The 12,664-nt window shown below is 59.6% G+C and carries 12 protein-coding genes; all 12 read right to left on the bottom strand.

Annotated elements, in window-relative coordinates; translation table 11 throughout:
- Window positions 1-549: a PH domain-containing protein gene (locus tag MHK04_RS01745; RefSeq protein WP_023021490.1), complete on the bottom strand. Its 549-nt coding sequence runs from the start codon at window positions 547-549 to the stop codon at window positions 1-3.
- 73 nt (window positions 550-622) lie between these two features.
- Window positions 623-1,102, bottom strand: coding sequence for a 6,7-dimethyl-8-ribityllumazine synthase (gene ribH, locus MHK04_RS01740; RefSeq protein WP_239207664.1), 480 nt, complete (start codon window positions 1,100-1,102; stop codon window positions 623-625).
- Between the two features lie 40 nt (window positions 1,103-1,142).
- Window positions 1,143-2,405 carry a bifunctional 3,4-dihydroxy-2-butanone-4-phosphate synthase/GTP cyclohydrolase II gene (locus tag MHK04_RS01735; RefSeq protein WP_023021488.1) on the bottom strand — a complete coding sequence of 421 codons (1,263 nt, stop codon included), beginning with the start codon at window positions 2,403-2,405 and terminating at the stop codon, window positions 1,143-1,145.
- 11 nt (window positions 2,406-2,416) lie between these two features.
- The gene (locus MHK04_RS01730; protein WP_239207663.1) at window positions 2,417-3,031 is read right to left on the bottom strand and encodes a riboflavin synthase; all 615 of its coding nucleotides are present in this window, start codon (window positions 3,029-3,031) and stop codon (window positions 2,417-2,419) included.
- Window positions 3,032-3,066: 35 nt separating this feature from the next.
- Window positions 3,067-4,089, bottom strand: coding sequence for a bifunctional diaminohydroxyphosphoribosylaminopyrimidine deaminase/5-amino-6-(5-phosphoribosylamino)uracil reductase RibD (gene ribD / locus MHK04_RS01725; protein WP_239207662.1), 1,023 nt, complete (start codon window positions 4,087-4,089; stop codon window positions 3,067-3,069).
- On the bottom strand, window positions 4,089-4,757 hold the full coding sequence (gene rpe, locus MHK04_RS01720; protein WP_034655367.1) for a ribulose-phosphate 3-epimerase: 669 nt from the start codon (window positions 4,755-4,757) through the stop codon (window positions 4,089-4,091). Before rpe ends, ribD begins: the two co-directional genes overlap by 1 nt.
- 19 nt (window positions 4,758-4,776) lie before the next feature.
- A complete protein-coding gene (locus MHK04_RS01715; protein ID WP_239207661.1) occupies window positions 4,777-6,330 on the bottom strand; it encodes an RsmB/NOP family class I SAM-dependent RNA methyltransferase in 1,554 nt (517 codons plus the stop codon).
- Window positions 6,327-7,277, bottom strand: a complete 951-nt coding sequence (gene fmt, locus MHK04_RS01710) for a methionyl-tRNA formyltransferase (RefSeq protein WP_239207660.1) — start codon at window positions 7,275-7,277, stop codon at window positions 6,327-6,329. The genes MHK04_RS01715 and fmt overlap by 4 nt, the downstream gene beginning before the upstream one ends.
- A gap of 76 nt (window positions 7,278-7,353) precedes the next feature.
- A complete protein-coding gene (gene def / locus MHK04_RS01705; RefSeq protein WP_239207659.1) occupies window positions 7,354-7,866 on the bottom strand; it encodes a peptide deformylase in 513 nt (170 codons plus the stop codon).
- Between the two features lie 98 nt (window positions 7,867-7,964).
- Complete coding sequence (locus MHK04_RS01700; protein WP_239207658.1) at window positions 7,965-10,007, bottom strand: primosomal protein N'; 2,043 nt, start codon at window positions 10,005-10,007, stop codon at window positions 7,965-7,967.
- Window positions 10,008-10,018: 11 nt separating this feature from the next.
- Window positions 10,019-11,251, bottom strand: a complete 1,233-nt coding sequence (metK, locus tag MHK04_RS01695) for a methionine adenosyltransferase (RefSeq protein WP_023021480.1) — start codon at window positions 11,249-11,251, stop codon at window positions 10,019-10,021.
- A 109-nt stretch (window positions 11,252-11,360) separates the two neighbouring features.
- A complete protein-coding gene (gene coaBC / locus MHK04_RS01690) occupies window positions 11,361-12,608 on the bottom strand; it encodes a bifunctional phosphopantothenoylcysteine decarboxylase/phosphopantothenate--cysteine ligase CoaBC (protein WP_200287469.1) in 1,248 nt (415 codons plus the stop codon).
- Window positions 12,609-12,664 lie beyond the last annotated feature (56 nt).

Here is a 12,664-nt window from a genome sequence, read left to right as displayed (position 1 = left end):
TTAATCCTGTGGCATGTACTTAGCTTCCACGTCGCGGAAGCGGCGAACGTTGTCGATGACGGTGTCTTTGTCACCAGACTGCAAAGCCCAGACGGGAACGAACTCGAACTCGGGAAGCTCAAGACGCGCCATACGTTGGCCCACGGGGAAGGACAGCCCATAGACCACCTGCCAGGGATAAAAGCGGGTACCCACAATATTGCGGACCTCTACCCCATCCTCATTGGCGCGCAGGCGCGGCCGGTTAAGGGCAACCCAAGACAAAATGGAAATAAGGAGGCCCACGCCGGGAAAGGCGAATTTATCAATGGTGGTGACATGCGCGCCGGTAAAAGACACATCCAAGGTGATTCCCATGAAGATATGGATAGCCATAACGAGGATCACCCAGCCGATTGCCACCTTACGCAAAAAGGGCGAGGTCGCCTTAAACTCCCACGGCTTAGACGTTGTCTGGGCAAAGGGATCGGCACTGGTATAGGCCAATACTTCGGCGTCGCTAAGCTGCCGGCTTCGCTGCGGATTCTTTGGGGCCTGCGCCTCGTTCATGTGCATACTCCTCTGGAACACCCCACAGTCCATCGTGGTGATCTAGCGTGGGGCGCTGACGCATTGCTAAAAGTTACTTATCTGCTGCGTTTAGTCTACGCAACTGCAGGGCGGTATCTAAAGCCGCCATCATTGCCTCGGCGCCCTTGTTTTCTGCCGAGTCTGCAAAGCCGGCGCGATCAATGGCCTGCTGCTGGTCATTGACGGTAAGGACGCCGTTCGCTACCGGGGTGGATTCATCGAGCGCGATGCGGGTAAGCGCCTGGGTAACCGAGTCACAGACGTAGTCAAAATGCGGCGTTCCCCCACGGATAACGCAGCCCAATGCCACCACTGCATCGTATGCGCGGGCGGCCGCCTGGACAACAACGCCAAGTTCCAAGGCGCCAACTACGCGGTACTCGGCAACCTCGGCGCCATTTTCCGTAGCGGTCTCTACCGCTTGGGCGTGGAGCTGATCGCAGATCTCCACGTTCCATGTCGCAGTCACCACGGCAACGCGCAGTCCACTGCCATCTACCTGGGCAATTTCGGGTAGGCCTTCTTTACTCATTTCTTTCCTTTCGCGTGATCTCCACAGAGCTACTAAAGATCTACTTATGCGCCTCATCCCACTGGGCAACCTGCGGAAGATCGTGGCCCATGCGGTCGCGCTTCGTACGCAGATATTCAATATTATCCGCATGCGCCGGGGTTGCTAGCGGGGTGTGATGACCTGCATCCACACCAAAACCGCTCAGGCCTTCGCCCTTATGTGGGTTATTAGTCAGCAGGTTCGCGGACTCTATGCCAAGATCACGCAGGATCTGGCCGGCTACGGAATACTCGCGTGCGTCTTCGGGCAGGCCCTGTTCTAGGTTGGCATCGACGGTGTCCATGCCAGAATCCTGCAGCCGGTATGCCTCCAACTTATGCAACAGACCAATGCCACGGCCTTCCTGACCGCGCAAGTAGATAACCACGCCGTTGCCTTCCTGACTGATACGGCGCATGGACTCATGTAGTTGCGGACCGCAATCGCAGCGCCGCGAGCCGAAGGCATCACCGGTCAGGCATTCCGAATGGACTCGCACCATGACCTCACGCGCGCCGCGCAGTTCGGCGGGATCGCCTGCCACCAACGCGACATGCTCCTGTCCATCTATTTCATGGCGATAGCCAATGGCGGTGAAATGACCATACTCGGTGGGAAGCTGGGTGCTTACCTGGCGAATGACCTGGTTCTCATTATGGCGGCGCCACTCGATGAGCTGTGCAATAGAGATCATGGACAGGCCGTGCTTATCTGCGAAGCGGCGCAGCTCTGGCGACCGTGCCATGTCCGTGGGGTCATCCTCAGAAACGATCTCACACAGCACACCGGCTGGGCGCAGGCCCGCCAATCGGGCAAGGTCAATGGAAGCCTCCGTATGGCCATCACGCTCTAGAACACCACCAGGGCGCGCGCACAACGGCACCACGTGACCCGGGCGGGTGAATTCGCCCGGCGTGGTATCAGGGTTTGCTAGCCGGCGAATAGTTGCTGCCCGCGAGGTCGCAGAAATACCGGTACTACCCGTAGCTGCGTCCACCGTCACCGTATAAGCGGTGCCGCGCACATCCTCGTTGACCGCCAACATCGGCGGTAGATTCAGGCGGTTACAATCTTCTGGCAACAATGGTGCGCAGATATATCCAGAAGAGTAGCGCACCATAAAGGCCACCAGTTCCGGGGTGGCTAGCTCAGCGGCGAAAATCAGGTCGCCTTCATTTTCGCGATCCTCGTCATCGATAACAACTACCGGCTTACCAGCGGCGATATCCGCTATGGCCTGCTCAATGGAATCAAGACGGATACAATTATCACTCGCGCTCATAAGGTAGCAGTCTAGTCCTTGCCCTCAGGGGTTAGCGCTTCGGGGTGAAGCATCTTTTCTACGTACTTGGCCAGCACATCCACCTCGAGGTTGACTTCTCCTCCAACTGGCAATGCACCGTGAATAGTGTCCCGCAAAGTGGTGGGGATAAGGGATACTTCGAACCAGTCCGGCCCCACGGCGCTAACAGTCAGCGAGGTGCCGCTAACGGCAATTGAGCCTTTTTCTACGACGTACCGGGCAAGCTCGGTGGGCAAGCTAAACCGGAGGATATCCCAGTTCTCGGAGGTAGTCCGGCTCTGCAGCGTCGCGGTGCCATCCACGTGTCCTTGCATGATGTGACCGCCTAGCCGGGTGGTAGGCAGCAATGCCGGTTCCACATTGACCGAATCGCCCTCAGCTAGGCGGCCCAAAGCTGTCCGGTCGAGGGACTCCTGCATCACATCTGCGCAAAATATATCTCCAGATAGATCCGCCACGGTGAGGCATACGCCATCGATAGCAATGGAATCCCCCAGTGCAGCCTCCGCGACGGTGCGCGGGGCGCGAATGCTCAAGCGCAAGGCGTCCGCGTGCGGTTCCATACCGGCTACGGTGCCCAACTCTTGTACTAGCCCAGTAAACACATCCAGCCTTTCTCGTTATCTGCTAATCCGAGCGCCTAGCGCACATATTCAATTAGAACGTCATCACCCAGCGCCTTCATTCCCACGCGCTGGAATCGGGTGGCCCCCGCCAGAGTCTGGGTCACGGGATGGGCGAGCACGCCACGGCCTTCCCCCAGCAACAGGGGCGCAATATAGGCAGAGATAGCATCGACCAAGTCGGCCTTGAGGAAGCTACTGGCGAGTCCGGCGCCGCCTTCTACAAGGACGTCGCGTGCCCCGCTGGCGTAGAGCTCGTATAACGCTTCCTCGATGCTGTCGTAGTGCTCATATCCCAACTCGCGTAGGTTGCTTGCCGCATCGCCTGCCGATTCCAAATCTCGCTTGCCAATTACCACCCGGCGTGGCTGGTGTTCCCGCAAACTGCCGTCGCTAAACCGCGCGGTAAGTGACGGGTTATCAGCAAGCGCAGTGCCGGTGCCGACGATGATGGCGTCGCGGTGAGCCCTATCTGCATGCACCCAATCGCGCGCCCCTTCGCCCGTAATCCACTGGCTTGACCCATCCGCTGCGGCAGTAAAGCCATCCAGCGTCTGGGCGAACTTTAAGGTTACGTGCGGCCTGCGTGCTTTCATGGCAAAGAGCCAAGGCACGAGCGCATCATCGGCGTGCGGGGGCTTTTCCAGCTTGGCGACGTCCACCCCAGCCTCCGCCAACACGCGCGCTCCACCGGCGGCCTGCGGAGTGGGGTCTGCATGAAGGTAGTACACGCGAGCCACGCCGGCATCGATAAACGCCTGTGCGCACGGACCCGTGCGACCGGTATGCGCACACGGCTCCAAGGTGACCACGGCGGTGGCTCCTCGCGCCCTATCGCCAGCCTCGCGCAACGCCATGACCTCGGCATGCGCGCCTCCCACGGGCTGCGTAGCACCAACGCCCACGATGTCACCGGCAGTGGACACGATGACCGCGCCCACCGGCGGGTTGGGGCTCGTGGTTCCACGCACCTCAGCTCCCGCGGCCATTGCCCGAGACAGCGCTGCGGAAAGGGTACTCTCCTCTAGCTCCGCGCCCACTAGGCACCAGCCGCCAATTCACGCAGCTGATGTACGATCCCGGCGGGATCTTCTGCCTTGAATACGGCCGAGCCAGCTACAAAAGCATCGCACCCAGCCGCGGCGGCTTGGGCGATGGTGTCTGGCGAAATTCCGCCATCAATCTCGATGACGGTGTCGAGCCCCTGCTCATCAATGCTTTGGCGCAGCACCCGGACCTTTTCCAGCATCTCTGGCATGAATTTCTGCCCGCCAAAACCAGGCTCCACGGACATCACGAGCACCTCATCAAAGTGATGCAATTTATCCAGCCACGGTTCGATAGCCGTACCCGGCTTAATGGAAAAGGCAGCACGCACCCCTAGTTCTCGAATGCTCTGCGCCACATCCACCGCCGCCTGCTCATCGGCGACAGCCTCCACGTGGAAGATAATGGTATGCGCACCCGCCTTGGCATAGGTCTCCACCCATTGCTCGGGTTCCTCGATCATGAGGTGGACATCCAATGGTTTATTAGTAAGCCGATGGACCGTTGCCGTGATATCCGGGCCGAAGGACAGGTTGGGCACGAAGTGCCCGTCCATAATGTCCACATGGACCCAGTCTGCGGTTTCAATCGCCGCTAATTCCTCGCCCAAGCGAGAAAAATCAGCGGCCAAGATGGAAGGGGAAATAATCGGTGCGGACATGCCCACTAGTCTATCGCGATTAGTCAGCAGCGCGGCGCAGAGCCGCAAAGAACATAGCATCGGTACCGTGCCGATGTGGCCACATTTGCACGGACTTTTCGTGCCCCACATCGCCCATATCCGGAATGAGCGCGTGTGCGTCTAGCTCCGTCGCGCCGAGCTCTCGCACCGCGCGGTCGACGATGCCACGAGTCTCGCGCAAGTCTGGCGAACACGTGGAATAAATGACCACTCCGCCTGGGCGCACCAGGTTTAAGGCCGAGGATAAAAGCTCAAATTGCAGCTGAGTAAGCTCGGCAATGTCGGACTCAGACTTGCGCCACCGCGCCTCGGGGCGGCGACGGAGCGCGCCGAGTCCGGAACACGGGGCATCGACAAGCACACGATCAAACCCCTGACCCACGCCCGGATTGCGTCCATCTGCCACATGAACGTCCACAGGTAAATCACTTACCGTTTTTTCAATCAGCGCCGCACGGTGGGGGGATACCTCCACCGCGTCCACGTGCGCGGAGTCGATGCGGGCAAGCGCACCCATTAAGGCCGCTTTACCGCCGGGACCGGCGCAGAGATCCAGCCACCGACCAGTGTCTTCGCCCTCCACCGGCGCTTCACATACCGCGCGGGCGATAAGCTGCGAGCCTTCATCTTGGACTGCAGCCAAACCCTGACGTACCGGCTCCAATTGGCCGGGATCGCCGGACTCCATATACACGGCGTAGGGGGAAAAGCGCCCTTCCTCATTGCCGGTCACAAGTGCTAATTCTTCGGCCGAGATTTCCCCGGGACGGGCCACCAGATGCACCGCAGGCCTATCGGAGTCCGCAGCCAGGGCGGCCTCTAGCTCGCCCAGCCCCAGCACACGACTAAACGATTCCGCGATCCAGGTGGGATGGGCATGTTTGAAGGCAATGCCGGCGATTTCTCCCTCCGGGGCAAGCTTGTCCAGCCACGCCTTGGCCGACGTGCGGGTAATGGTGCGCATAATGCCATTGGCAAAACCCTTGGCCTTGACCTCACCGCTGGCTTCCACCAAGCGCACGGTGGTATCAACCGCCGCATGGGCCTCCACGCGGGTATAGAGAACCTGATACGCGCCCAAGCGCAAGGCATCAACCACAGCTGGAGAAATGGCTTCGAGGCTGCGCGAGGAGCATTCTGCGATGACGGCATCTACTACGCCGAGGGTGCGGAGGGTGCCGTAGGTGATCTCGGTGGCAAAGGCGGCGTCTCGCCCGGTGAGCTTTTGCTTACGCAGTGCTGTGGGCAAGATGAGGTTGGCAAAGGCATCGTCATCGCTCACCCGACGCACGACGTCGAAAGCCACCGCACGCGGCGCGTCCACACCAGCGGTCAGTGCAGCCTGAATCAGACTGCCTTCCTGGCGCTTGCCGGAACGCTGACCAGAAGCATGAGCCTGTCGACCTCTGCGGTGGCCGTTACGTCCACCATGTTGCTGCTGGTGCGGGCGGCCACCACGGCCTTTCGCTCCACCGGATTTCCGGGGGTCCTGCGGCTTGCCTTCCGGCGACTTATCACCAGATTTACTACGGGAACGGAAACCACCACTCATTGGAACTTCACCTCGGCATCCTTGCCTAGTCCGCGGGCCCAGTCGGCCGCATTCATCATTTTCTTGCCTGGTGGCTGGATTTTACCCAGCTGGACCGGCTGCGTTGCGGTACCAACAAAAACGGCGTTCTTTGCAATGTAGAGCTGCCCAGGCTCTAAGTGCTCCGGTACCGCGGCTGCTGCCTCCACGGGGCTTACTGGTCCCACTTTTACCCGGGCCTCGTCCCACATGGTCCATGCGCCAGGACCTGGGGTGTGCGCACGAATATGCCGGTCGATGGCAAAGGCAGGCTGGGACCACTCCACGCGAGCTTGTGCGGTAGAGATTTTCGGGGCATAGGTGGCCTCGCCCTGCTGCGGTTGTGCCTCCAACTGACCCGCTGCTAGGCCATCCATGGTGGCGACGAGCAGATCGCCGCCGGAATAGGCAAGGCGAGTGAGCAGGTCATCGGCAGTATCGGTGGTGCGGATTTCCTCCGTCACGGTGCCCAGCACCGGACCGGTATCTAGGCCTTCTTCAATGCGGAACGTAGATGCGCCGGTAATCTCATCACCGGCAGCTATGGCAGCTTGTACCGGTGCCGCGCCACGCCATGCCGGGAGCAGGGAAAAATGCAGGTTCACCCAACCATGCTGCGGCAGCTCCAGCAGGTCCTTGGTGACCAGATTGCCATAAGCCACCACCGGAATTGCCTCGGGTTCGAGCTCCCGCAGGCGGGCACGCAGGGCCTGCCCGTCCTCCGTGTCTGGACGCAAGCTGCTAGGAGTTAGCACTTCGATGCCATGTTCTTGGGCTACTGCTTTCACCGGGCTGGGGTGAAGGCTACGGCCGCGGCCCTTCTTAGCATCTGGGCGGGTAATTACCGCCACCACCTCATGCGAGGAGGCAATTAGCTTTTCCAAGGCCACAACGGCGGGCTCAGGGGTACCGGCAAAAATAATCCGCATGCGGGGAAACTCTCCTATTAATCTCGTTCAAACTACTAGGCTACAACGCCGTAGCGCTGCCGCCACAGTAAGCGGGCTATGAGGCGTTAAACCACTCGGATTCACGGATGGCGCGCATAACGTCTTTTCGGTCCACGGCATCGAGGCGCTGCAGGAAAAGCACTCCATCGAGATGGTCCGTTTCATGCTGGATGCACCGAGCCATCAGCCCCGCGGCCACCATGGATAAGGGGCGGCCCTCTATATCCTGACCGCTGACAAAGACGCGGTTGAAGCGGGTGGTTTGCGCGCTAATGCCGGGAATAGAAAGACATCCTTCCGGGCCTATTTGCTGCTGCGCGCCCAACGGCGTCCAGACGGGATTAACAATCGCGCCACGCAAGCCAGATTGGGTATGCGAGCAGTCATAGACAAAAATCCGTTTGAGTATGCCCACTTGATTGGCCGCCAGCCCTACTCCCCCAGCTTCGTCCATGGTCTCGAGCATATCGTTGGCCAAAATGCGCAGTCCGCGATCGAACGTGCTTACTTCTTCTGCGCGACTGCCCAGGACAGGGTCGCCGTAGATACGGATTCCGCGAAGAGACATGGCAATCACACCTTTCTGATGCGCCGAAATAAAGCCGGCCTGACAATGGAGGGTTTCCCCGTCGAGACTAGCGCATAAGCCCTAGCCACCCGATACGGCTAACCTACGTGGATAGGATCAACCACGATACGCAGTGGCAAGTCATCCTTGCGCGCGCTACGCGCCGCGTTTGCACTGCGCAAGGCGCGCCCTAATTGGGAACGAGGCCCCAGTGGGGTGCGGACCACCAGCCGCTGCGCGGGACCAAAGCGCTGGCTATCGTAGTCGCCGGGCAGGCTATGGCCCGGGGGAAGAGGAACTGGGCCCAAAACCTCCGCATGCTCCGGAAGATCCACAAGCTCAGCAAAGCCATCCAGGGAAGCATCCGCACCGTCAATGGCGGCAAAGTGCACCGCAGGTGGGAATCGCACTTCTCGCCGGGCAGCAAGCTCGGCTGCGGCCGCGCCAACCATATCCCAGCGCAAGAAATGCTGGACCACGCTAAGAGACTCATCGGCAGCCACAGTTACCCGGCCGCCCTTGAAATGCGGCTGCACTAGCGTCGCCGCCTGCGCCCACTTCGATAACGTGTCTTCAGTAGCACGCAGATCTTGGCGGTTGAGCAATGCACCAGCGTCCAAGAGCAGCGCCGCACCGTAGGCGCCATCTCGTACATTCGGTTCGGCGCCAGGGGTGGCGATGACTAGGGCCGGCGCATTATCCACTGCCTCGAGGATCTTATTTCCGCCAGAGACCACTACCCGGGTATTAGGAAAGGCACGGCCCAATTCCTCCGCGGTGCGCTCTGAGCCTAAAACGATGGCGCGCAGGCGCGGGGATCCGCATTCACTGCAGCGATGACGCGCCTCGATGCGACCGCACCAGCGGCAGGTGGGCATTCCTGTCTCCTCCGCGCCGCCCTTGCTTGGCGACGCCCCCGTCGGCGGCAGCCCCAATGGCCCGTTGCAGTGCCGGCAGCGCGCCGGCGCGCGGCATCGACCGCAGGCCAAAATTGGTGCGTATCCCTTGCGCGGTACTTGCACCAATACCGGCTCTCCCCTATCCAGCGCCTGATGGGCAGCTTGGAAGGCCTGTGCCTGAACTGAAGTGGTGCCGCCTTCTAAATCGCGAGCAATCGATAGACCGAATGGGCCTACCGCCTCAATGGCTGGGCAACGCGCCCCGATCGTTTGTTCTTTGGCGACCACATCGTGCGCCCAGCCTGACTCCACGAGGAGCTGCGTTTCCGCAGTCCGCGAATGGTTTGCCAAGACCATGCTGCAACCTTCAAAAGCAGAACGGGTGGTTAGCACTTCCCTGGCATGGACATAAGGTTTGAGGTTATCTACCAAATTATCGTTGCCATCATCGAGGATAACCGCCAGCTGTAGATGTTTTACTGGGGCGAAGGCGGCGGACCTAGTACCAATTACGACGCGCGCCTGGCCTACCAGGGCTGATAGGTAGCGGCGGTAGCGGGCCTGCGGGCCCATACTATTAGTCAGCACTGTAATCTGCTTCGCCCCTAATACCTGGCGAAGGGCGGCTTCTACCGCATCAACGCTCTTCTGGTCCGGGGCAACTAAGAGCACCCCGCCTCCGTCTAACGCCACCTTGGCCGCGAGCGCAGCTAAGGCATGCGCCCAATCATCGCCCGGGGCGATTTGCCATGCGGCACGGGCGAGCTTGCCAGACAGGATTGAATCAACGAAAGCCTCACCATGCTCATAAGCAGACCACCCCGAAAGGTCAGGCTCGCTCGTGGTACCGAGCTCCTCCCACGGGGTTTCCAAATCGGATTCCTCCGCCTTTGCGTGCCTAGGTGGAATAGCAGAGCGGATAATATCTGAGCGCACTCCGCCATAGCGGTCCGCTAGGGCGTCGATAAGCCGGGCAAGCTGCGGCGGATACACCTGGAACGGTGAGATGATGCGCTCGATAAAGCGCAGGTTACCGCCAAATTCAGAATCATGCAGGCGCTCTAGCACTATCGCATCAACCAAGCGTCCATTAAAGCGGATGCGGACCTTAATGCCCGGCTGAACGTCCTCCGAATCTGCCTCTTCTACAAGGTAATCAAAACCCCGGTCAAGGTGCGCGACCCCTAAAAGAGGCAACACCCGCACAACCGGTTTCCGGGTGGCGGGTGTTTTCTTAGGCATAAGCCCCGATTCTACAGACCGGCGGCCGCGCGCAGTGCTTCTACTCGGTTCAACTGTTCCCATGGCAGCTCAACATCGGTACGGCCAAAGTGACCATAAGCCGCAGTCTGGGCATAAATGGGCCGTAGCAGGTCGAGTTCGCGGATAATCGCGGCTGGACGCAGGTCGAATACCTGATTTACCGCAGCCTGAATATTCGCATCGCTCAGGCCTTCCTTAGCAGTGCCGAACGTCTCCACGTACAAGCCCACCGGCTTAGCACGACCAATTGCGTAGGCAACCTGAACTTCGGCGCGATCCGCCAAACCAGCGGCGACGATATTCTTAGCCACCCAGCGCATTGCATAAGCAGCGGAGCGGTCTACCTTGCTGGGGTCCTTACCGGAGAAGGCGCCACCGCCGTGACGAGCCATACCACCGTAGGTATCGACGATGATCTTCCGGCCGGTAAGACCGGCATCACCCATGGGTCCACCGAGAATGAAAGACCCTGAAGGGTTGACCAACAACGTCGTGTCTTCGGTGTAGTACTTCTCCAAGCCCGCGTCCTTAATGACCCATTCAAGGACCTCGCTGCGCAATGGGCCCTCCAGCCAAGCGCTATCAACCTCAGTATCGTGCTGAGTAGAAATCACCACGGTATCTAGGTGGGAAGGCTCATTGTCATCGGTATAGGCGAAGGTCACCTGGGTCTTGCCATCCGGACGCAGGTGATCCACGATGCCCTCCTTGCGCACCTGCGTCAGGCGGCGAGAAAGCCGGTGTGCCAAGGCGATAGGCAGGGGCATATACTCGGCGGTCTCATTGGAGGCATAGCCGAACATCAAGCCCTGATCACCTGCACCAGCGGTGTCATTTTCCTCGTCATAGTCCTCGTCATGGGCGCGGGCTTCGGTGGAGTTATCTACGCCGGCGCCGATCTCCTGGGACTGCTCACCGATGGCAATATTGACACCGCAGGTATTGCCATCAAATCCCACCTCAGAGGAGGTAAAGCCAATGGACTTTAGGGTATCGCGCACGAGCGCCGGGATTTCTACATATGCCTCGGTGCGTACCTCTCCCACCACGTGAACCTGACCGGTGGTAACCAACGTCTCAACGGCGACGCGGGATACGGGATCCTTTTCCAGCAGGGCATCGAGGATGGCGTCCGAGATGGCGTCACAAATCTTATCGGGATGGCCTTCCGTAACGGACTCGCTGGTAAAAAGACGAGTTGCCACTGCAGCGTTATCAGTCACAAAAACTTCCTTCGTTCTCACTGTTGATTCGATGCTGTGGGTTTTCTACGCCCAAGCCTCATACCTCGCAATCCTAGACCAAGCGGTCTATAAATGCAATTTTAGCTGTCTACACCCGAAACATTTCATTCACAGCCGCCAAAATCTGTGCGGCGACTACTTGTTTCGAGCCATGTTCCACCCGTTGCGGCGCGGAATCTGGCCGCAAAATCCATCCCTCATTCGACTTTTGGCCAAAGGTCTTGGCCCTACCGACCTCATTGGCCATAAGCACATCGCAGCCTTTGCGAACAAACTTTTCTTGGGCATATTCCAAGGCAGACTTGTGGGCGTCACCCGTTTCGGCGGCAAACCCCACAATCACACACTCCGCCGGAATCTCCGAGCGCTCTCGTGCGGCCACAAGCCCTTTGAGGACATCCGGGTTTTCTACCAAATGTAGGGCCGAGAGTGCGTCGTCTGCTTGCCCCTTCTTCATCTTTGACTCAGCTGCCTCCGCGGGGCGGAAATCAGAAACTGCGGCAGCCATAATGATCACGTCCGCATCACGGGCCTCTTCGTGCATCGCTTCCTCCAGTTCCCGGGTGGAAACAATGTGGCGCACCTTCGTACCGCTGGGGACAGGCAGCTGCGCAGTATTCCCAGCCACAAGGGTGACCTGAGCCCCCTTCTGGGCGGCCCATTCCGCGAGCGCGAATCCCTGCCTACCAGAAGATCGATTACCCAAGTACCGCACTGGGTCCAGTTCTTCCTGGGTGCCTCCCGCTGATATGACTACCCTTTTGTCTTGCCAGGTATGTTCAACCCGGTAACCAGCCAATTCGGTGCGCACTACCTCAGCAATCTGCTCCGGCTCCGGAAGGCGACCAGGACCTGAGTCCTTGCCGGTCAAACGGCCATGGGCGGGCTCAATAACCGTAATACCGCGCCGCCGCAAAGTAGCGACGTTGTCTTGCGTGGCGGGATTGTGCCACATCTCTGTATGCATGGCCGGAGCAATGATGACCGGGCACGTCGCCACCAACACGGTCGCCGTAAGTAGATCATCAGCCCGACCGGCGGCCAGTCGCGCGATTAGATCCGCAGTTGCGGGCGCAATTACCACAGCATCCGCCCGCTGCCCGATGTTAACGTGCTGCACCTCATCCACAGCCTCAAAAACGCTGGTGGAAACCGGGTGGCCGGACAGGGCTTCAAACGTTGCAGCGCCAACAAAGTTTAGTGCGCTTTCCGTAGGGACAACGCGCACATCATCGCCCGCCTCCTTGAGATTGCGCACAAGGTGGCACGCTTTGTAGGCGGCGATGCCGCCAGCAACGCCTACAACAATATTGCGAGAGCTATCTTTTTCAATCACACCGCACGATGGTACCTGGCGGCACAAAGAAAGGCCCCACTCGCCGCCCCGGGAAG

The organism is Corynebacterium nasorum, from assembly GCF_022345765.1.
In the GTDB taxonomy this organism is placed as follows: domain Bacteria; phylum Actinomycetota; class Actinomycetes; order Mycobacteriales; family Mycobacteriaceae; genus Corynebacterium; species Corynebacterium kefirresidentii.
This window is presented reverse-complemented; position numbering and strand designations above follow the sequence as displayed.

Coding starts and splice junctions, on each gene's coding strand:
- MHK04_RS01745 (WP_023021490.1), bottom strand. CDS start 549: ATGAACGAGGCGCAGGCCCCAAAGAATCCGCAGCGAAGCCGGCAGCTT.
- ribH (WP_239207664.1), bottom strand. CDS start 1,102: ATGAGTAAAGAAGGCCTACCCGAAATTGCCCAGGTAGATGGCAGTGGA.
- MHK04_RS01735 (WP_023021488.1), bottom strand. CDS start 2,405: ATGAGCGCGAGTGATAATTGTATCCGTCTTGATTCCATTGAGCAGGCC.
- rpe (WP_034655367.1), bottom strand. CDS start 4,757: ATGTCCGCACCGATTATTTCCCCTTCCATCTTGGCCGCTGATTTTTCT.
- MHK04_RS01715 (WP_239207661.1), bottom strand. CDS start 6,330: ATGAGTGGTGGTTTCCGTTCCCGTAGTAAATCTGGTGATAAGTCGCCG.
- fmt (WP_239207660.1), bottom strand. CDS start 7,277: ATGCGGATTATTTTTGCCGGTACCCCTGAGCCCGCCGTTGTGGCCTTG.
- def (WP_239207659.1), bottom strand. CDS start 7,866: ATGTCTCTTCGCGGAATCCGTATCTACGGCGACCCTGTCCTGGGCAGT.
- MHK04_RS01700 (WP_239207658.1), bottom strand. CDS start 10,007: ATGCCTAAGAAAACACCCGCCACCCGGAAACCGGTTGTGCGGGTGTTG.